Below are 18,281 nucleotides of genomic sequence, written 5' to 3'. Positions count from 1 at the left end.
CCCCTCCCCCGCAAAGGAACGCACATGAGATCGCCGCTGTCGCGGCAGGCCCGCAGGGCCACCGCGCTCATCACCGCGCTGTTCTTCGCCGCCACGGCCTGGGCCGTCGCGCTGAGTCCGGCACAGGCGCAGGAAGAGGTCGCGCTGCTCTCGCAGCAGCGCCCGGCCTCGGCCTCGTCCGAGGAGAACCCCGACTACTACCCCGCCTCGAACGCGTTCGACGGCGACCCCGACACCCGCTGGTCCTCGGCCTTCGCCGACGACGAGTGGATCCAGGTCGACCTCGGCGACGTGTTCAAGCTCGACCGCGTCGAACTGGTCTGGGAAGGGGCCTTCGGCAAGGGCTACCAGATCCAGGTCTCGGCCGACGGCTCGAACTGGACCACCGTCCACACCGAATCCGCCGGGGACGGCGGCACCGACACGATCGCCCTGGACGCCACCGGCCGGTACGTCCGCATGCAAGGCACCGAGCGCGGCTCGGGCTACGGCTACTCGCTGTGGAGCTTCGAGGTGTTCGGCTGCGTCGCGGGCGAGGGCAACCAGCTCCCCGACGGCCCGTCCGTCGTGGAAGTGGTCGGCAGCCAGGGGAACTGGCAGCTGACCGTGGACGGCGAGCCGTTCACCGTCAAGGGCCTCACCTGGGGCCCGTCCACCGCCGAGGCCGCGACGTACATGCCCCAGCTCAAGGACATGGGCGTGAACACGCTGCGCACGTGGGGCACCGACGCGTCCTCACTGCCCCTTCTGGACTCGGCGGCGCAGCACGACATCAAGGTCATGCTCGGCTTCTGGCTCCTGCCCGGCGGCGGACCCGGCTCGGGCGGCTGCATCGACTACACCACCGACACCGCCTACAAGTCCCAGGCGCTTTCCGACATCGTCGGCTGGGTCGAGACCTACAAGTCGCACCCGGGCGTGCTCATGTGGAACGTGGGCAACGAGTCGGTGCTGGGCCTCCAGAACTGCTACGGCCCTGACGAAGTCGAGGCGCAGCGCCACGCGTACACCTCGTTCGTGAACGAAGTGGCCGTGGCCATCCACGCCGTCGACGCCGACCACCCGGTGACCTCCACCGACGCGTGGACCGGCGCGTGGGAGTACTACGAGGCCAACTCCCCCGACCTGGACCTCCTCGCGGTGAACTCCTATGGGGACATCTGCGGCGTGGAGCAGGCCTGGAACGACGGCGGCTACGACCGGCCCTACGTCATCACCGAGGGCGGGCCCGCCGGTGAGTGGGAAGTGCCCGACGACGCCAACGGGGTCCCCGACGAGCCCGGCGACGTCGAGAAGGCCGCGGCCTACACCGAGGCCTGGGAGTGCATCACCGACCACGAGGGCGTCGCGCTCGGCGCGACCCTGTTCCACTTCGGCACCGAGGGCGACTTCGGAGGCGTGTGGTTCAACCTCATCCCCGGCGGCAACAAGCGCCTGTCGTACTACACGGTCACCGAGGCCTTCGGCGGCACCGCGCCGTCGAACACCCCGCCGGTGATCTCCGATATGGATCTCGGCCTCGACGGTCCGGTCGTGGGCGGCGAGGAGTTCACCGTGACCCTCGACGTCGCCGACCCCGACGGCGACACCCTCGAATACATCCCGATGGTCAACAGCGCCTACGTGAACGGCTCGTGGGACATGCTGCTGGCCGACTACACCGTGAACGGCGACGGCACGATCTCGATCCGCGCCCCCGAGATCCTCGGGGTCTGGAAGCTCTACGTCTGGGTCGAGGACGGCAACGGCAACGTGGGCGTCGAGAGCCGGTCCTTCGAGGTCACTCTGCCCGATGTGGACGGCGAGAACATCGCCCAGGGCAAGAACGCCGACGCGTCCACCTTCCAGGAGTGGGGCGGCCACACGCCCGCGCTCGCCGTCGACGGCGACCTGGCGAGCCGCTGGGCCAGCGAATGGGGTCCGGAGCAGTGGATCTCGGTCGACCTGGGCCAGAGCGAGGACTTCGACGCCGTGCAGCTGGTGTGGGAGACCGCCTACGCCACCGGCTACCAGATCCAGGTCTCGGACGACAACGCGAACTGGACCACCATCCACACCGTGACCGGCGGCAACGGCGGCGCGGACACCATCGAGCTCAGCGGTTCGGGCCGGTACGTGCGGGTGCTCTGCACCGAGCGGGCCACCGAATGGGGCTACTCGCTCTACGAGTTCGGCGTCTACACCTGATGATCCACCCCGGGCGGGCCGCTCGCGCGGCCCGCCCCCACGAAAGGAGACCGAGATGCGACTGCGTCTCGCCGCGATCGCCACGGCGGCGCTCGCGGCGGCTGCCACAGCACTCATGGTGGCGCCCAATGCCACCGCTGACGACCTGGTGACCCACCACGAGTTCCAGGCCAACTGCACCGTCGACCACATCGCCAACGACGACCCGATCGTCTTCCCCGGCCAGCCCGGGGCCTCGCACAGCCACACGTTCATCGGGAACACGAACGTGGACGCGTACACCGACCTGGAGGACCTGGAAGCGGGCAACACGACCTGTCTGGTGCCGGCCGACCGCTCGGCGTACTGGTTCCCCACGCTCATGCGCGGGGACGAGCCGATCGTCACTGACTGGCAGCTGGTGGTCTATTACAAGTCCGGCATCCTGGACTACACCGCCGTCGAGCCGTTCCCGCCGGGGCTGCGGTTCGTGGCCGGGGACATGCTGGCCACGCCCGAGGAGTTCGCGAACGCCCCCGGGTCGGTCGAGGGCTACGAGTGCGGGGAGGACTTCTTCAACTGGGAGATCCCCGACTACTGCCCCGACTACTCGTGGCTGAACATCCGCTACCAGGCGCCGAGCTGCTGGGACGGGGTGAACCTCGACTCGGCCGATCACAAGAGCCACATGGCGTACCCGGTGAACGGCTCGTGCACCTCGACGCACCCGGTGGCGGTGCCGATGATCGAGTTCAAGATCCACTGGCCGGTCAACGGCGACATGTCGGACGTGCGGCTGTCCAGCGGCGGCGGGGAGTCGTGGCATTACGACTTCTTCAACGCCTGGGAGCCCGAGACCCTCGCGGCGATGGTCGACCACTGCATCAACGGTGGCCTGCAATGCGACTCGCGCGGGTACGACCTGTACAAGCCCGACCGCGGCGCGGTCCTCGACGAGGACTACGTCCTGATCCCGTGACCCTCCTATAGAGACCAGAGTCCCCGCCCGGCGGTTCCCGGGCGGGGACTCTTCTTGCGTCACTTGCCGGGCTGGATCTGGATCTTGCGTCCGGTCCCGGCGCGGAAGAGGTCCACGGCCTGGGCGTAGTCGTCGAGGCCGAAGCGGTGGCTGATCATGACGTCGGGGTCGACGACCTGCTTGGCCATGAGGTCCACCGCGCGCCCGAAGCTGTGGAGCACGGCCATCGAGCCGACGATGTGGATCTCGTCCTTGTAGACCCGGAACGGGTTGAACTTGGCCGTGGCCGCCTCGGGGGCCACGCCGAAGACCTGGAAGGTCCCTCCCTTTCGGACCCTGGTGAGGCCGTCCTCGATGGCCGGGACGGCGCCGGTGCAGTCGATGACGACCTCCCAACCCTCGGGCCGGTCGAGCTCGTCGGCGCTGGTGGCCACGCGGTCGGCGCCGAGGGCGGCGGCCACGGGGAGCCGGTCGGCGTTGATGTCCACTACGGACACCTCTGCGGCGCCCGCGAAGCGGGCGAGCTGGGCCATCATGAGGCCCATCGTCCCGGCCCCGTAGACGAGGTAGCGCTCGCCGATGCGCCCGCGCAGCAGGTCGAACCCGTGCACCGCGCACGAGAGCGGTTCGATGAGCGGGGCGTGGTCGAGCGAGACCGACTCGGGCAGCAGATAGCAGTTCCCCACGGGCGCAACGCAGTACTCGGCCGCCGCGCCGGGGTCGGCGATCACCCCGAGCGCGTTGTACTGCTCGCAGAGGTTGCCGTGGCCGATCTTGCAGTAGTGGCATTCCCCGCAGAAGATGTTGGGGTCCACCGCGACCCGGTCGCCGACACTGAATTCGGTGACGGCGGTCCCGACGGCGGCGACGGTGCCGGCGAACTCGTGGCCGGGCACGATCGGGTAGACCGAGCCTTCGAGGTCGCCGTCGAGCACGTGGAGGTCGGTGCCGCAGATGCCGGCTCCCGAGACGGCCAGGACGACCTCGCGGGGACCCGGCGTCGGGTCGTCCACTGTGGTCACGTTGATCTGATGCGGGCCTTCGATGACGACGGCTCTCATTACTTCACGGCTCCCATGGTCAGGCCGCGCACGAGCCACTTCTGGGCGATCCAGCCCGCGAGGATCACGGGGAGGGCGGCCATCGTGGCGGCGGCGGACAGGCGGGCGAGGAACAGGCCCTCGCTGGTGATGAAGCCGGTGAGGAACACCGGCACGGTCGCGGCCCGGGTCGAGGTCAGGCTCACGGCGAAGAAGAACTCGTTCCAGGCGAAGATGAAGCAGATGAGCGCGGTGGCCGCGAGGCCGGGCGCGATCATCGGCAGGATGATGCGGCGCATCTCGGTCAGGAACCCCGCGCCGTCGACCTTCGCGGCCTCCAGGACCGCGGTGGGCACTTCCAGTAGGAACGAGCGGATCATCCACACCGCGATCGGCAGGTTCATGGCCGTGTAGATCAGCGAGAGCATCGTGATGTTGTCGAGCACGTTCGCATTGTTCGCGATGATGTACAGCGGCAGGATGATCGCGGCCGGGGGCATGAACCGGGTCGAGATGAAGAAGAACAGCGAGTCCTTCCATTTGGGAATGGGCGCGAGCGACAGCGCGTAGGCCGCGGGCGTGGCCAGGACGATCACCAGGATCGTGGACCCGACCGAGGCCATGAGCGAGTTGAGCAGGAACGGCGTGAAGTCCCGGCCCAGGATCGCCTCGAACTGGTCGAGCGTGGGCGTGAAGAAGAACGTGGGCGGGTCGGTGGCCGCCTGGGCCTCCTGCTTGAAGCCCGAGACGAACATCCACAGGACCGGGAAGAAGAACACCAGGGCCGCGAGCCAGGCCAAGAGGGCCACGCCGCCGGACTTGAGGGTGCGGGCTCCGCGGCCTGGTCGGCGGCGGCGCACGGGGGTCTCGGTCTGGACCATGTCAGCGCTCCTCTCGGAACATGCTCGCGAACAGGCGCAACGCGAACGTGGCGATCACGATGGTCGCGATGACGACCACCACGCCGGCCGCGGCGGCCTCGCCCACTTCGAACGCGCGGAACGTCCGCTGGTAGATGAAGTACGGCAGGTTCGTGGTGGCCTGCCCGGGACCGCCCTGGGTGACCAGGTAGATCGGGTCGAAGGTCTGCACGATGAAGATCGAGCCGAGCAGCACCGCGAGCTCGATGAACCGCCGCAGCTGCGGGAAGGTGATGCGCCAGAAGATCTTCATCGGCCCGGCGCCGTCCACTCTGGCCGCTTCGAGGATCTCGGTGCTCTGGCTCTGGAGCCCGGCGAGCACGATGAGCATCATGAACGGGGTCCACTGCCACACCAGCATGACCACGAGCGAGAACATCGGGTGCTCGGAGACCCAGTCGACGCGCTCGACCCCGAACGGCGAGAGCATCCAGTTGAGCGTCCCGAACAGCGGGTTGTAGATCGCGTGCTTCCAGATCAGGGCCGCCGCGGCGGGCATGACCAGGAACGGGGTGATCAAGAGGGTGCGGACCACGTTGCGGCCCAGGAACTTCTGGTCCAGGAGCACCGCGAGGGCGGTGGCCAGGGCGATCGAGCACAGCACCACGGTGACGGTGAGGAACACCGTGTTGAGCACGGCCCCGCGGAACTGCGCGTCCCCGAGGACTTCGGCGTAGTTGCCGAGCCCGGCGAACGCGGTCTCGCCGGGGCGCATGAGGTTGCGGTCCTGGAGGCTGTAGTAGACCGTGGCCAGGAACGGCAGCTGCGTCAGCACCACCACCAGGAGCAGCGCGGGCAGCAGCGGGAAGCGGCGGCGCCAGCCCTCGGCGGCGCCGGGGGCCGCCCGCCCGCGGCGCACCGCGGGCGGGGTGTCGGTTGTGCTCATCTGGCTCACTGGTCCTTGTAGCCGCCGCTTTCGGCGACTTCCTCGGCGTAGCCCTGGGCCTTCTCCAAGGCCTCGTCGACGGTCTGGTTTCCGGCGATCGCGGCCGAGATCTCCTGGGCCACACGGGTGCCGAGGTCCTGGAACTCGGGGATGGAGATGTACTGCACGCCCTTCCAGTTCTGCTCGTACAGGCCCGGCTTCAAGACGTCGACGCCTTCGATCGCGGCGAGCGTCTGCGGCGCGAACGCCCCGGCGGCCTCCTGGTACTCGGGGATCTCGTAGGTCGAGGCGCGGCTGCCGGGCGGCACGCGGGTCCAGCCGAGCTCCTCGCCGACCAGGTGCATGTAGTCCTTGCCGGTGGCCCAGGACACGAACTGCCAGGCCTCGTCCTTGTGCTGCGAGGTCTCGGGGATCGCGAGGGACCAGGCCCACAGCCAGCCCGAGGCGTCGGTCTCGGCCACGGGGGCCGGGACGTAGGCCATCTTCCCGGCCGCGTCCGAGGAGTTCGGGTCCTCCAGGATGCTCGCGGCCACGGTCGCGTCGACCCACATGGCGGCGTTGCCCTGGCTGGTCGCGGTCAGGCACTCGGAGAACCCGGCGTTGGCCGCGCCCGGCTCGCCGTACTCGCGCACCAGGTCCACATAGAACTGGACGGCGGCCTTGGTCTCGGGGCTGGTCAGCTGCGCGTTCCAGTCCTCGTCGTACCAGCGGCCGCCGAAGGTGTGGATCACGGTGTTGAGCGGGGCGAGGACCTCGCCCCACCCGGCGAGGCCGCGGAGGCAGATCCCGGCCACGTCGTTCGCCGGGTCGTCGAGCTCGGCGGCGAGGTCGGCGACCTCCTGCCAGGTCGGGTTGTCGGGCATGGTGAGCCCGGCGGCGTCGAAGAGGTCGGTGCGGTACATCAGGAACGAGGACTCGCCGTAGAAGGGCACGGCATACAGTTCGTCCTCATAGGTCAGTGCCTCCCGCACGGGCGGGAGCAGGTCGTCCACATCGTAGTCCGGGTCGCTCGCGTAGTCCTCGAGTGAAGCGAGCCAGCCGTTCTCGGCCCAGATCGGGGTCTCGTAGGTCCCGATCGTGACGATGTCGTACTGGCCGGACTCGGTGGCGATGTCCTGGGTGACCTTGTCGCGCAGCTCGTTCTCGGGCAGGACCACGAACTGGACGTCGATCCCGGTCTCCTCCTCGAAGACCTCCGAGAGCTGCTCGATGTCCTGCATCTGGGGGTTGGCGACGGTGGCGATCGTGATCGATCCCCCGTCGCCGTTGCCGCCGCCTGCTCCGGAGCAGGCGCTGGCGGCGAGTACCGCCACCAGTGCGGCCGCGAGGGCGGCGCGCGGGGTCGAAGGGGTTTGCATCTGGACCTCCTTGTCCTGGGCGCCCGCTGGGGCGCCGGTTTCACAGGGCTGGTGAGTGGGTGTATGCGGTTGTCGTGCCGGGCCGCGCGACGGCGCGGTAGCTCACGTCCTAAAGGGACGATTCGGGTGGCGTGATCTCGCCCGAGGAGCGAGGGACGAGCCTGACCGGGACGCGGGCGCCGCGGTAGGGCGCGGCCGGATCCCGGAGGCGTTCGAACAGGGAGCGGGCGGCCTCGGTGCCGATGGCGGTGGTGTCCTGCGCGATGACGGTGAGCGCCGGTCGCAGCAGGTCGGCCAGTTCGACGTCGTCGAAGGCGATGAACGCGGTGCGGTCCCTCAGGCCCAGGTGCTGGAGGGCGTGGACCGCGCCGACGGTGATGCGGTTGTTGCTGGCGATGAGGGCGGTGGGGCGGGGCGCGGCGCCGAAGATGTCGAGGACCGCTTCGTGGGCGGCGGCGCTGGTGTGCAGGCCGGTGCGGATGTGGCGCGGGTCGGCGCCGCCGATTTCGGCCATGGCGGTCCGGAAGCCGCGCAGGCGCTCGGTGAAGGTGTAGATGGTCTCGTAGTCACCGAGGTAGGCGATGCGGGTGTGGCCGGCGGCGGCGAGGTGCCGCACGGCCGCGGCGACGCCGTCGGCGTTCTCGGAGACCACGGAGTCGGCCTCGATCCGGGCGCCGGGGCGGTCGACGAAGACGACGGGGACGCCGCGGGCGCGCTCGGGTTCGAGATAGGACTGGTCGTCGCCGTTGGGGACGATGATGAGGCCGTCGACGCGGCGGGCGCCGAACTCGCCGACGAGCTCGGACTCGCGCTCGGGCGAGCCGTCGCTGGAGCCGATCAGGACGAGGTGGTCGCGGGCCTGGGCGTACTCCTGCACGACGCGGGTGAGGCTCCCGAAGAAGGGGTTCGCGAGGTCGTCGACGATGAGCCCGATCGAGGAGGTGCGCTGGTCGCGGCGGCGGATCGAGGAGGCGATGGAGTTGCGGCGGTAGCCGAGGGCCGCGACGGCGTCCAAGACCTTGTCGCGGGTCTCGGGTCGCACGTTGGGTTCGTCGTTGAGGACGCGTGAGACGGTCTTGAACCCCACGCCCGCCCGCTCGGCCACGTCCTTGATCGTGGGCGCGCGGAGCGGAGTGACCTGGGGATCGGGGACCGTGGGCATGGCGTCCTCTCGTGGCGAAAATTGACCACGTTGTCGACAACGTTGTCAGTTAGATGGTGAGTATGACATGCTTCACTGACACAGTCAAACCCCTCGATGGAAATTCTGGAGGTCAACCGGTGATCACCGTTGTGGGCGAAGCCCTGCTGGACCTGGTCGCGGGCGGCGACACGACCCGCTTCGACGCCCGCCCCGGCGGCAGCCCGGCGAACGTGGCGGTCGGCCTGGCCCGTCTCGGCACTCCCGTCGCCTTGGCGACCCGGCTCGCCGACGACCTCCCCGGCCGCATCATCGCGGGCCACCTGGAGGCCAACGGGGTCCGCGTCGAGCGTCTGCCCGGCGACACCGATCGCACGAGCCTGGCACTGGCGGCGATCGGCGCGGACGGCGGCGCGGACTACAGCTTCCACCTGTCCTGGGACCCCACGGCGATGCCGGACCTGCCGAAGGACTGCGCGTGCCTCCACACCGGCTCGCTCGCAACGGCATTGGAACCGGGCGCGAGCGCGGTGGAAGCGCTCCTGGACCGGGCCCGGCAGACCGGGGTCCCGATCAGCTACGACCCGAACGTCCGCCCGATGCTCCTGGGCGACAGGAAGACCGAACGCGAACGCGTGGAACGCCACGTGGCGGGGGCCGACGTGGTGAAGGTGAGCGAAGAAGACCTGGCCTGGCTCTACCCCGGCGAGACTCCACAAGGGATCGCGAGGAAGTGGGCGACCTCCGGCCCGTCACTGGTGGTCCTCACCCGAGGAGCCCGGGGCGCGACCGGTTTCAACACGGCGACCGAAGTGGAAGTCAAGGCCCCCAAGGTAACCGTGAAGGACACGGTGGGAGCGGGAGACGCCTTCACCGCGGCCCTCCTCGACTCCCTCACCAGAACCGACCTGCTGCGCCCCGGCCTCACCGACCTCGACCCCGAATCCCTCACCCCCCACCTGACCTTCGCCGCCAAGGTCGCAGCCATAACCTGCGAACGAACCGGAGCCGAACCCCCGACCCGAGCAGAACTCCTCGACTAGCGGCCGCATCCTGGCCGCCTTGCCCGTGACCATCGGGCGCATGACCTTTGACGACAACCCGATGCCCGTCTCCGACGCGCTGCCGCGCCCGCCTTACGGGGCGGAGTTCGCGGCGCTCCTGGGGACCTTCCGCGAGAGACTGCTACGCGGGCCTGCTGTGGCTGTTCGACCAGGCGGCGGCGCTCGGGGTCGACCCCGAGCGGATCGTCGTCGCGGGCAGCAGCGCGGGCGGCGGCCTGGCGGCCGGGACGGCGCTCCTGGCGAGGGACCGGTCCGGTCCGGCGCCGCTCGGGCAGGTGCTCGTGTACCCGATGCTGGACGGGCGCAACGACTCCGTCTCGGCACACCAGTTCGCCGACCTGGGCGTGTGGGACCGGGGCAGCAACGACACGGGATGGACGGCGCTGCGAGCCCCCGCAACCGATCGACGTCCCGCCGCAACGTGCGCCCACTGACCCCAAGCCGCCCGGTCAACTCGACCCCAGCCCATTCAAGCCGCGGCTGAAGCTAAGAAAGCAAAAGCAGCAACCGAGCCGCAGTGTCCATCACATCCCCAATCCTCGCAGCGCCAACGGCCAGAACCTGACCGCGTATGAAACGGGTGGCGGTCGGCGCGACGGCTCGCGATGATTGCACCGTGAAATCTCTGAGACTCGCGATCGAGGATTACCTCTACGAGCTTGACGCCCTCGACTTGACCATGGCCGCAGCCGAAGCGCTCGCCCGTGGCGTCGACTCTCCCGCGCTCGCGGAGCTGGCGGGCCTGTCGAAGAACTCGGCGTACGAGATCCGCGAGATCGTGCCGCAGGTGATCGAAGAACTGGCGATCGAGGTGTCCCCATTTCCCGAAGCGGCTTTCCGAAGGGCCGCTGACACTGCGCGGTCATATCTCGCGGGCGATCTCGATTTCCGCACGGCCGCGCGCCGCGTCACCGACTTGGTGTTCCACACCGGCTACGTCGACTTCGACGAGCGCCCGGACATAGGGCTCGGGATCCTCGACGACCTCACGCTGCTCAACGAATGGGTCTATGCCGTTGACAACGGTCCCGAGGAGTATGGCTGGTACTACTTCGAGTCGAGCAAGGACGCGGAAGCCTCATTCAGGTCTGTGGCGTCAGCGCTGAGCGCCGCAAGCGTATGAGGGTCGGGTCGTCAGGGCAGGCGGGTTCGGAGTTTTGCGAGGGTTTTCAGGAGGTCGTCTCGGTTCTTGGCGGATTTGATCCAGGCGGGGAGGCGGCTGGCGAGGGTGCTGTTGAAGGAGCCGGTTTCGCGGACTCCGGCGGCGACGTAGTCCTCCAGGAAGCGCAGGTGCTGCTCGTTGACGGCCCAGAGGCGTTCGCCTCGGAAGTCGGTTTCGAGCCAGAGCCTGGTGCGGGGTAGCGGCTTCGAGATGTGGTGGATCGTGGGCTCCTTGGTCCAGCCGCAGACTCGGCAGACCATGCGATGGAGCCGCAGGTCGGTGCGGTAGGTGCCGAGGTAGCGGTTGCAGTCGGCGCACATCACGGGTTGCGGCGGCACCGGTTCGGGCTCCGGCTTGCGATGCAGGTCGCTGGTGTACGCACAGGACTCACACGTCAGGCGGTCCGTGCGCCGCATAGCCATACCGTCGCAGGTCAAGCGGTCCCTGCGCCGCACGGCCATGCCGTCGCACCTCGGGCAGTGCACGAGCGCGTGGTCGAAGCCCCGCAGATACTTGACGGGCTGCTCGTCCTCGACGAACCTCGGCAATTCCGACGCCACGTCACGCCTCCGGGGATAAGCGAAAAGGCCCGCTGAAAGGCGGGCCTTGTGCTGGCTGGGGTACCTGGACTCGAACCAAGAACAACTGAACCAGAATCAGCCGTGTTGCCAATTACACCATACCCCAATGGTGTGAGCGCTTTGAAGATCGCTGCGCCGACGGGATGTAACTGTACCGGATGCGCCCGCGCCGCCACAAACGGGTTCCGGTGACCGGGGACACGTGAGCGGGGGCGCGGGCGGCGGGTTCAGGCGGGGGTCGGGGCTCGGTCGAGGCGGCCTTTGAGCAGGAGGGTGGCGAGGATCGCGAACGCGGCGAGGATGAGCAGGTCGGCGACGTGGGCGATCGCGGCGGTGCGGGAGATGCGGCTCAGCGGGAACGCGACGCCCGCGGCGATCAGGAGCGCGGCGAGCCACCACGGGGCCAGCCGCGTCCAGGCCAGCGCGATGCCGAGCCCGGCGATGCACAGCGGCATCGCGGGCCCGGGCAGCCACAGGACGAGCGCCGAGGCGATGGGGTGCTCCGCGGCGGCCTCCAGGGAGCGTTCGCCCGAGACGGCGAAGATCCCCTCGAAGAAGCCCTGCATGCCGAAGGCGATGCCGCCGGTGCAGCCGACGATCGCGAGCAGGAGGCCCGGGTGGCCGAGCCACGGGCGGCGGGCCGCGACGCGTTCCCACACCCCGATGAGGCCGTAAACCCACAGGGCGCTGGAGATGACGATGAGGACCCCGGCGGTGACGCCGTAGCGGTCGCCCTCCCAGAAGAGGGTCGCGACGGCTCCGAGCAGGGGTCCGATGATCAGGGACGTGAACTGGAGAAGGTTCTTCATGTAGACAGACTATATGTAGTCCGTCTACATAACAAGTCCGTCTACCTATCACCGCGTACGCTGGACGGATGGACGCAGACGGCATTCACGGCCAGCTCGACACCCTCATCCTCGCCACCCTCAAACGCGGTGAGGCCCATGGCTACGCGATCATCACCGCCCTCCGCGAGCACAGCGGCGAACGGCTCGACCTGCCCAGCGGCACGGTCTACCCGGCGCTGCGGCGGCTCGAACGCGCCGGGCACGTCAGCGGCAAGTGGACCCAGTCCTCGGGCCGCCGCCGCCGGGTCTACGCGATCACCGACGACGGCCTCACAGCCCTCGACAAGGGCCGCCAGAGCTGGCTGACCCTCCGCGAGGTGATGACGGCGGTATTGGGCACATGAGCGACTACGTCGAAGCCGTGGCCCGCCCCCTGCGAGGCCCGCGCCGCCTGCGCGCCGACATGCTCGCCGAACTCGCCGACGGCTTCGACGAGGCCGTCGCCGAAGGCGTGACCTCCGGCCTCGACCGCACCGAGGCCGCCGGAAGAGCCGCCGAAGCGTTCGGCCCGGCCCGCGCCGTGGCCGCCGAGTTCCAGCGCGAACTCGAAGCCGCCCAGGCCAGGCGCACCGCCTGGACCCTGCTCGCGGTCCTGCCCGCCATGACGATCCTGTGGGACCTCTTCGGCGGCGAAGGCGAGACGGGCCTGGCCGTGACCCTCCTGGCGCGCGTCATCGACACCGCGACGGCCGCGGCGTTCGTCACCGCCGCGCTCGTCATCGCCGGACGCGTCGGCAGCCGCGCCGCGTCCCTTTGCGGCGCTTCGGGTCTGGCCTCGATCGGGGCCGCGCTGGCCGGGTCGGTCGCGATCATGCTCATCGCCGACCCCGCCGGGACGCCGGCGGCGCTGCCGTTCCTGGCCGCGGCCTCGGCGGCCGGTTCGGCCTGGGTCGCGGCCTCCTCGCTGCGGGCCCTGCGCGCAGCCCGCGCCGCCGCCTGAGAATCCCCGTTTTCCGGGGCAACCCCGGCACCGCCCGCCGCGTACTCAGATAGCCGGGTTCGACCGCATCCACCGTGCGGGGTCGGGCCCGACCCCCTACCCGTCACCCGAAAGAGGCCAAGTGAAGACCAAGGAGCAGCAAGAGGCCGAGTTCCGAGCCTTCGCGACAGCCCAGCGCGACAGCCTGCGCAGATACGCGTATCTGCTGTGCGGAGACTGGTTCGAGGCCGACGACCTGGTGCAGAAGGCGCTGACGAAGATGTTCGCGGCCTGGCACCGGGTCGAACCGGGCGGCGCTCCGGCGTACGTCCGCAAGATCGTCACGAACGTCTTCATCTCCCACCGCCGCCTGAGCTGGGTGCGCCGCGAGCGCGCCACGTCCGAGCTCCCAGTGCAGCGTCTCGAACGCCCCCAGGAGGCGGTTGACCAGCGACTCGAAATGATCGCTGCGCTCAACCGGCTGCCCGCGAGGCAACGCGCGACGCTCGTGCTCCGGTACTGGGAGCAACTGTCCGTCGACGAGACCGCCACCGCCATGGGCTGTTCGACCGGCACGGTGAAGAGCCAGTCCGCCAAAGGGCTGCGCAAGCTCAAAGAGCTCCTCACCGAGTCCGCCGTCCCCGTCCGGGCCTAGCCGAGAAAGCGAATGAGCATGAACTTCCAAGACGATCCAGGGGCGGTGTTCCGGGAGGCCGCGTCCGAGCCCCCGCCTCCGCCCGCCCAGCTGGACCTCGACCGGATCGTGAGCGACGGGTATCGCGCGCGCCGCCGCCACCGCGCCTTCCTCGGCGGCGCCGCCACCGCGGGCGTGGCCGCCGTGGCCGCGGTCCTGGCCGTGTCGATCACCGGGCTGCCCGGCGGCACCGGGGAGACCGACGAAGACGCCCCGGACGCGAACCCGCCTGCGGCCGAAGAGGTCACCGACCCCTCGATGGCCGGCTACCCGTACAGCGAGAACTGGGGTCATCTCCTCTACGGCGAGGGCTACCAGCACGAATCCGAAGAGCTGATGCAGGTCAAGGAGGCGGCCACGGCCGCGTTCGGAGATCTGCTGGTCGACGGCGGGGTGTGGGACGACCCGCAGAACCTCGGTGAGGAAGAGAACTGCGAGTGGATCCTCAGCGATCCCACCTACGGCGACGCCGCCCAGGACGAGTACGAGCAGTGCATGGCCTACGATTCCGGCGCCAACGTCGGTGTCGACCAGCGGCCCGGCGCGTACGGCCAGACGTACCTCCGCAGCTACCGAGGCGGCGAGGTCGAGGAGCAGGACCAGTGGCTGCGGACGATCTTCGAGTTCGAGGTGGCCCTGCCCGGCGGCTGGACGGCCGAGCCCGGCCCGATCACCGAGCAGCTGTTCCCCCAGCACCTCATCAGCGACGGCCCCTACTTCACCGACGAGGCCCCCGAGTTCACCACCGAGGCACTGGACGACGGCCGGACGCTGATGGTCGCCGACCACGGCTGCGCCGCCGAGGTCGCGGTGGTCTACCCGAACGGCACGGGCCTGCGCGTCACTTGGAACAACTGCTCGGGCACGGATTACCCGCTGGACCTGGACGCGCTCACCGAGGCGGCGCTGGCCATGCCGGAGCTGGAGTTCGACACCAGCAGCCTGGCCCCGGTCGGCGAGCTGGTTGAGGTCCCGCTGGGCTGGGTCTACGACGAGGACGAGTGGGCCTTCTCCGATGAGGCCGAGGCGCAGGCCGAGGCGACGTACGACGAAGCCCTCGACGCGTTGGTGCGCCTCTACCCGGAGGCGACCCTCAGCAACGGCTCATCCGTCTCGCTCGGCCAGATGTACCGCGGCGCGAACATGCAGCGGTCCTACTCGGCCAACGGCACGCTCCCGTTCGAGACCACCATCGACGAGTCCACCGGAGACGTCTACTTCGACCTGCGGTACTACCTGCCCGGTGGCTGGATTCCGGGCGCTTCGGACACCGGCTTCTGGGACCCGCACCTGACGGTGTGCAAGGAGAGGTTCGAGTGCTCCACCGAGGAAGGCGACGACGGCGAGACCTGGACCTTCGAGGAGCGGACCACGCTCTACGAGCCCCAGTTCGAGGAGGAGGACTGGGACCCGTACACCGAGCACGAGATCTACCTCACCCGCGCCTCCGCCGAAGGCTGGGCCGTGGGCATCTGGATCCAGTGGCAGGACGAGGCCCCGATCGACCGAGCCATGCTCACCGAGCTGCTCGCCGCGCTCCCGGCACCTGAATACGACGCGGACGACGTGCCGACCGTTCCGGCCGGTTAAAGGCGAATCCTTAGGGAGACAAGGCAACGGCGCGGGCCCGGCTCTTTCGAGCCGGGCCCGCGCCCCCGTTTCCCGAAGCCCTAGGGCGTGTGTGGGAACTCGCGGCGCGTCGGTATCCGAGTCCATTCGTTCGGTCGGGAGGCGGAAGGGCCCCTGCATACCGGTGTTGTATGCAGGGGCCCGACAACGAAGCAAGCGGGCGAATGGGCCGGATAACGGCCGTCGGGGGTTCCCACACACGCCCTAACGCAGGACCTGCCAGTCCCGCGACCCGAGGTGCTCGGGGCGGGGTCGGTCGGCCGCGAAGGGGTCCTCAAGGGCATTGTGGACACTGTTGAAGACGATGAACAGGTTCGAGCGCGGGAACGGCGTGATGTTCCCGTTCGAGCCGTGCATGCAGTTCGAGTCGAACCACACCGCCGAGCCCGAGGCGCCCGTGAACTGGTGGATGCCGTGCTTGTCGGCGAGCATCCGCACCGAGTCCTGGTCGGGCACACCGGCTTCCTGACGCACCAATGAGGACTTATAGTTGTCCTCGGGGGTCGCGCCCACGCACGAGACGAACGTCTGGTGCGAGCCGGGCATGATCATCAGCGAGCCGTTGAACGCGTAGTTCTCGGTGAGCGCCAACGAGAGGCTGACCGCCCGCATGCGCGGCATGCCGTCCTCGGCGTGCCAGGTCTCGAAGTCGGAGTGCCACTCGAAGGGCGCGCCGCCGAAGCCGGGCTTGTAGTTGACCCGGCTCTGGTGGACGTAGACGTCCGAGCCGAGGATCTGGCGGGCCACCCCGGCGATGCGCTCGCTCTTGATGAGCTCGGCGAAGAACTCCGAGAGCCGGTGCACGTCGAAGACCGAGCGGACCTCGTCGGTGCCCCGCTCCCGGATGACGCGCTCGTCGCCGTCGAGGGCGGGGTCGTGCATCAGCCGCGTCAGTTCGGCCTCGGCCTCGCCGAGTTCGGCGCCTTCGAGCAGGCCCGGGAGGGAGGTGAAGCCGTCGAGGGCGTGGCCGTCGAGCTGCTCGGCGGTCAGCGGCCCGTCGGCCGGGGTGCCCCACACGGTGGGGTCGTCGGTGCGGTAGACCAGGCGCGGTTCCCGGTAGCGCCGGGTCGGGTAGCGGTCGGTGGTGGAGGTGGACAACATGGTGATCCTTCCTGCGCGTGGTTCCGGCTATTCGGTCAGGAGCGGGTAGACGCCGTTCGCGTCGTGGACCTCCCGGCCGGTGACCGGGGGGTTGAACACGCACACGCAGCGCAGATCGGCCTCGACGTCGAGCGTGTGGCGCTCACCGCCGTCGAGGACGTACATCGTTCCGGGGGTGAGGGCGTGGACGTCGCCGGTCTCCAGGTCGCGCAGTTTCGCCGCGCCCTCGATGACGTAGACCGCCTCGAGGTGGTTGGCGTAGTGCATGGTCGTGGAGGTTCCCGCATAGAGGACGGTGTCGTGCAGGGAGAACCCCGCGCCGTCCTTGGCGAGCAGGAGACGGCGGGAACGCCAGGTGCCGTGGGCGCGGTCGCGGTCGCCGCCCTCGACATCGGCGTCGGTCCCGATGAGGTCTTCGAGGCGTCTGACGATCATGCCGCCACCTCCGCTTCGGCTTCCTTCGCCACGGTCGCGACGGCTTCTCGGATGACCGCGATGCCCTCCTCGAACTCGTCCTGCGGGGTGTTCAGCGGCGGGAGCAGCTTGACCACCTCGTCCTCGGCGCCCGAGGTCTCCATGAGCAGGCCGTTCGCGAAGGCCTCCTGGCATACGAGGCCGGCGTGGGCGGGCTCGGCGAAGACCAGGCCACGCGCGAGACCCCGGCCGCGGGTCGAGAGCCCAAGCTCGGGGTGGGCCGACACGATGCCGCCCAGTTCCCCGTCGAGCCAGTCGGCGCGGGAGTCCACATCGGCCGTCAGGGAGTCGTTGCGCCAGAACGTCTCCAGGGCGGCGGTCGCGGTGACGAACGCGGGCGCGAACCCGCGGAAGGTGCCGTTGTGCTCGCCGGGCTCCCACACGTCCAGGTGCGGTTTCATCAGCGTGAGCGCGAACGGGAGCCCCATGCCCGACAACGACTTCGAGAGCGTCACGATGTCGGGGGTGATCCCGGCCCGTTCGAAGGAGAAGAACGGACCTGTTCGGCCGCAGCCCATCTGGATGTCGTCCACGATGAACAGCAGTTCGTGCTCGCGGCAGACCGATTCGAGCCCGCGCAGCCACTCCTCGCTGGCCACGTTCACGCCGCCTTCGCCCTGCACGGTCTCCACGATGACCGCGGCGGGCCGGTCGAGGCCGGAGCCCGGGTCCTCCAGAAGGCTTCGCAGCCACAGGAAGTCGGGCGTGCGACCGTCCATGTAGTTGTCGTAGGGCATGGTCGCGGCGTTGTTGAGCGGGACGCCCGCGCCGCCGCGCTTCATGGAGTTCCCGGTGACCGCGAGGGCCCCGAGGGTCATGCCGTGGAAGCCGTTGGTGAAGGAGACCACGGTCTCGCGGCCGGTGTACTTGCGCGCCAGCTTGAGCGCGGCCTCGACGGCGTTGTTCCCCGCGGGGCCGGGGAACTGGACCTTGTAGTCGAGGCCCCGCGGCGCGAGCACGAGGTCGCGGAAGGTCTCCAGGAACCGGGCCTTGGCCGCGGAGTAGGTGTCGAGCGTGTGGACGATGTTGTCCTCGGCGAGATAGGCCAGGAGGGCCTCTTTGAGCTCGGGGTGGTTGTGCCCGTAGTTGAGCGAGCCTGCCCCGGCGAAGAAGTCGAGGTACGACCTCCCCTGTTCGTCGTCGATGCGGCTGCCTCTGGCCGTGGTGAACACCGTGGGCCAGTTGCGGCAGTATGAGCGGACTTCTGATTCGACCTGTTCGAAAACCTGCATGAGTCTCTCTGGGTCGGCCTGATTGGCGGTTCTCCGCTTCCCGGCCGGGCAGCCGGGGCACATACCCGGGTCGGCTACGGCGAC

Annotated in this window: 18 protein-coding genes, 1 tRNA gene and 2 pseudogenes; 9 read left to right on the top strand and 12 right to left on the bottom strand. The window is 69.3% G+C overall.

All coding sequences use genetic code 11. The features are described 5' to 3' along the window. Positions 1–24 precede the first annotated feature (24 nt). Positions 25–2,187, top strand: coding sequence for a discoidin domain-containing protein (locus AB0B28_RS08805; protein WP_360118728.1), 2,163 nt, complete (start codon positions 25–27; stop codon positions 2,185–2,187). Between the two features lie 115 nt (positions 2,188–2,302). After that, positions 2,303–3,145, top strand: coding sequence for a DUF1996 domain-containing protein (locus tag AB0B28_RS08800; protein WP_360118802.1), 843 nt, complete (start codon positions 2,303–2,305; stop codon positions 3,143–3,145). 59 nt (positions 3,146–3,204) lie between these two features. On the opposite strand, the gene AB0B28_RS08795 is transcribed toward AB0B28_RS08800, so the two are convergent. The 5 genes from AB0B28_RS08795 to AB0B28_RS08775 all read right to left on the bottom strand — a co-directional run bounded on the left by AB0B28_RS08795 (position 3,205) and on the right by AB0B28_RS08775 (position 8,511). Beyond that, the gene (locus tag AB0B28_RS08795; protein WP_360118726.1) at positions 3,205–4,206 is read right to left on the bottom strand and encodes a zinc-dependent alcohol dehydrogenase family protein; all 1,002 of its coding nucleotides are present in this window, start codon (positions 4,204–4,206) and stop codon (positions 3,205–3,207) included. Further along, complete coding sequence (locus AB0B28_RS08790; protein ID WP_360118724.1) at positions 4,206–5,066, bottom strand: carbohydrate ABC transporter permease; 861 nt, start codon at positions 5,064–5,066, stop codon at positions 4,206–4,208. The genes AB0B28_RS08795 and AB0B28_RS08790 overlap by 1 nt, the downstream gene beginning before the upstream one ends. 1 nt (position 5,067) lies before the next feature. After that, positions 5,068–5,991: a sugar ABC transporter permease gene (locus AB0B28_RS08785; RefSeq protein ID WP_360118722.1), complete on the bottom strand. Its 924-nt coding sequence runs from the start codon at positions 5,989–5,991 to the stop codon at positions 5,068–5,070. A 5-nt stretch (positions 5,992–5,996) separates the two neighbouring features. After that, the gene (locus tag AB0B28_RS08780) at positions 5,997–7,349 is read right to left on the bottom strand and encodes a sugar ABC transporter substrate-binding protein (protein WP_360118720.1); all 1,353 of its coding nucleotides are present in this window, start codon (positions 7,347–7,349) and stop codon (positions 5,997–5,999) included. A gap of 109 nt (positions 7,350–7,458) precedes the next feature. Further along, positions 7,459–8,511 (bottom strand): LacI family DNA-binding transcriptional regulator, encoded by a 1,053-nt coding sequence (locus tag AB0B28_RS08775; RefSeq protein ID WP_360118718.1) that lies wholly within the window; start codon positions 8,509–8,511, stop codon positions 7,459–7,461. Between the two features lie 119 nt (positions 8,512–8,630). On the opposite strand from AB0B28_RS08775, the gene AB0B28_RS08770 reads away from it, so the two are divergent. Together AB0B28_RS08770 and AB0B28_RS08765 are read left to right on the top strand one after the other, a co-directional pair. Beyond that, a complete protein-coding gene (locus tag AB0B28_RS08770; RefSeq protein WP_360118716.1) occupies positions 8,631–9,533 on the top strand; it encodes a carbohydrate kinase in 903 nt (300 codons plus the stop codon). A gap of 125 nt (positions 9,534–9,658) precedes the next feature. Next, positions 9,659–9,940 (top strand): annotated as a pseudogene (locus AB0B28_RS08765) (alpha/beta hydrolase fold domain-containing protein); the annotation flags it as partial. Position 9,941: 1 nt separating this feature from the next. On the opposite strand, the pseudogene AB0B28_RS08760 reads toward AB0B28_RS08765, so the two are convergent. Further along, positions 9,942–10,082, bottom strand: a pseudogene (locus AB0B28_RS08760) (HTH domain-containing protein); the annotation flags it as partial. A gap of 88 nt (positions 10,083–10,170) precedes the next feature. On the opposite strand from AB0B28_RS08760, the gene AB0B28_RS08755 reads away from it, so the two are divergent. Beyond that, a complete protein-coding gene (locus AB0B28_RS08755) occupies positions 10,171–10,677 on the top strand; it encodes a hypothetical protein (RefSeq protein WP_360118714.1) in 507 nt (168 codons plus the stop codon). An 11-nt stretch (positions 10,678–10,688) separates the two neighbouring features. Here the strand turns inward: AB0B28_RS08755 and AB0B28_RS08750 are convergent, their stop codons facing one another. From AB0B28_RS08750 to AB0B28_RS08740, 3 genes are all read right to left on the bottom strand, one after another. Further along, entirely contained in the window at positions 10,689–11,276 is a 588-nt protein-coding gene (locus AB0B28_RS08750) for a hypothetical protein (protein ID WP_360118712.1), read from the bottom strand. A gap of 52 nt (positions 11,277–11,328) precedes the next feature. Continuing rightward, positions 11,329–11,403, bottom strand: a tRNA-Gln gene (locus tag AB0B28_RS08745). 121 nt (positions 11,404–11,524) lie between these two features. Further along, a complete protein-coding gene (locus tag AB0B28_RS08740; RefSeq protein WP_360118710.1) occupies positions 11,525–12,106 on the bottom strand; it encodes a hypothetical protein in 582 nt (193 codons plus the stop codon). A gap of 68 nt (positions 12,107–12,174) precedes the next feature. On the opposite strand from AB0B28_RS08740, the gene AB0B28_RS08735 reads away from it, so the two are divergent. The 4 genes from AB0B28_RS08735 to AB0B28_RS08720 all read left to right on the top strand — a co-directional run bounded on the left by AB0B28_RS08735 (position 12,175) and on the right by AB0B28_RS08720 (position 15,351). Further along, entirely contained in the window at positions 12,175–12,492 is a 318-nt protein-coding gene (locus AB0B28_RS08735) for a helix-turn-helix transcriptional regulator (RefSeq protein WP_360118708.1), read from the top strand. Further along, on the top strand, positions 12,489–13,088 hold the full coding sequence (locus tag AB0B28_RS08730) for a permease prefix domain 1-containing protein (protein ID WP_360118706.1): 600 nt from the start codon (positions 12,489–12,491) through the stop codon (positions 13,086–13,088). Before AB0B28_RS08735 ends, AB0B28_RS08730 begins: the two co-directional genes overlap by 4 nt. A gap of 121 nt (positions 13,089–13,209) precedes the next feature. Next, positions 13,210–13,722: a SigE family RNA polymerase sigma factor gene (locus AB0B28_RS08725; protein WP_360118704.1), complete on the top strand. Its 513-nt coding sequence runs from the start codon at positions 13,210–13,212 to the stop codon at positions 13,720–13,722. 18 nt (positions 13,723–13,740) lie between these two features. Continuing rightward, entirely contained in the window at positions 13,741–15,351 is a 1,611-nt protein-coding gene (locus tag AB0B28_RS08720) for a hypothetical protein (RefSeq protein ID WP_360118702.1), read from the top strand. Between the two features lie 243 nt (positions 15,352–15,594). Here AB0B28_RS08720 and thpD read toward each other — a convergent pair whose 3' ends face one another. The 3 genes from thpD to ectB are packed head-to-tail and all read right to left on the bottom strand — an operon-like array spanning position 15,595 to position 18,197. Beyond that, a complete protein-coding gene (thpD, locus tag AB0B28_RS08715; protein WP_360118800.1) occupies positions 15,595–16,497 on the bottom strand; it encodes an ectoine hydroxylase in 903 nt (300 codons plus the stop codon). A 21-nt stretch (positions 16,498–16,518) separates the two neighbouring features. After that, positions 16,519–16,926 (bottom strand): ectoine synthase, encoded by a 408-nt coding sequence (locus AB0B28_RS08710; protein ID WP_360118700.1) that lies wholly within the window; start codon positions 16,924–16,926, stop codon positions 16,519–16,521. Then, complete coding sequence (gene ectB / locus AB0B28_RS08705) at positions 16,923–18,197, bottom strand: diaminobutyrate--2-oxoglutarate transaminase (protein WP_360118698.1); 1,275 nt, start codon at positions 18,195–18,197, stop codon at positions 16,923–16,925. The genes AB0B28_RS08710 and ectB overlap by 4 nt, the downstream gene beginning before the upstream one ends. Between the last annotated feature and the right edge of the window lie 84 nt (positions 18,198–18,281).

Origin of the sequence: Glycomyces sp. NPDC046736, assembly GCF_040645615.1 — a bacterium.
Lineage (GTDB): Bacteria > Actinomycetota > Actinomycetes > Mycobacteriales > Micromonosporaceae > Glycomyces.
Note: the sequence above shows the minus strand (reverse complement) of the source record. Positions and strands in the feature narration are given on the sequence as shown.

Excerpts from the sequence above, each read along its gene's own strand:
- AB0B28_RS08805 (WP_360118728.1), top strand. The coding sequence starts at position 25 with ATGAGATCGCCGCTGTCGCGGCAGGCCCGCAGGGCCACCGCGCTCATC.
- AB0B28_RS08800 (WP_360118802.1), top strand. The coding sequence starts at position 2,303 with ATGGTGGCGCCCAATGCCACCGCTGACGACCTGGTGACCCACCACGAG.
- AB0B28_RS08795 (WP_360118726.1), bottom strand. The coding sequence starts at position 4,206 with ATGAGAGCCGTCGTCATCGAAGGCCCGCATCAGATCAACGTGACCACA.
- AB0B28_RS08790 (WP_360118724.1), bottom strand. The coding sequence starts at position 5,066 with ATGGTCCAGACCGAGACCCCCGTGCGCCGCCGCCGACCAGGCCGCGGA.
- AB0B28_RS08785 (WP_360118722.1), bottom strand. The coding sequence starts at position 5,991 with ATGAGCACAACCGACACCCCGCCCGCGGTGCGCCGCGGGCGGGCGGCC.
- AB0B28_RS08780 (WP_360118720.1), bottom strand. The coding sequence starts at position 7,349 with ATGCAAACCCCTTCGACCCCGCGCGCCGCCCTCGCGGCCGCACTGGTG.
- AB0B28_RS08775 (WP_360118718.1), bottom strand. The coding sequence starts at position 8,511 with ATGCCCACGGTCCCCGATCCCCAGGTCACTCCGCTCCGCGCGCCCACG.
- AB0B28_RS08740 (WP_360118710.1), bottom strand. The coding sequence starts at position 12,106 with ATGAAGAACCTTCTCCAGTTCACGTCCCTGATCATCGGACCCCTGCTC.
- AB0B28_RS08735 (WP_360118708.1), top strand. The coding sequence starts at position 12,175 with ATGGACGCAGACGGCATTCACGGCCAGCTCGACACCCTCATCCTCGCC.
- AB0B28_RS08730 (WP_360118706.1), top strand. The coding sequence starts at position 12,489 with ATGAGCGACTACGTCGAAGCCGTGGCCCGCCCCCTGCGAGGCCCGCGC.
- AB0B28_RS08720 (WP_360118702.1), top strand. The coding sequence starts at position 13,741 with ATGAACTTCCAAGACGATCCAGGGGCGGTGTTCCGGGAGGCCGCGTCC.
- AB0B28_RS08710 (WP_360118700.1), bottom strand. The coding sequence starts at position 16,926 with ATGATCGTCAGACGCCTCGAAGACCTCATCGGGACCGACGCCGATGTC.
- ectB (WP_360118698.1), bottom strand. The coding sequence starts at position 18,197 with ATGCAGGTTTTCGAACAGGTCGAATCAGAAGTCCGCTCATACTGCCGC.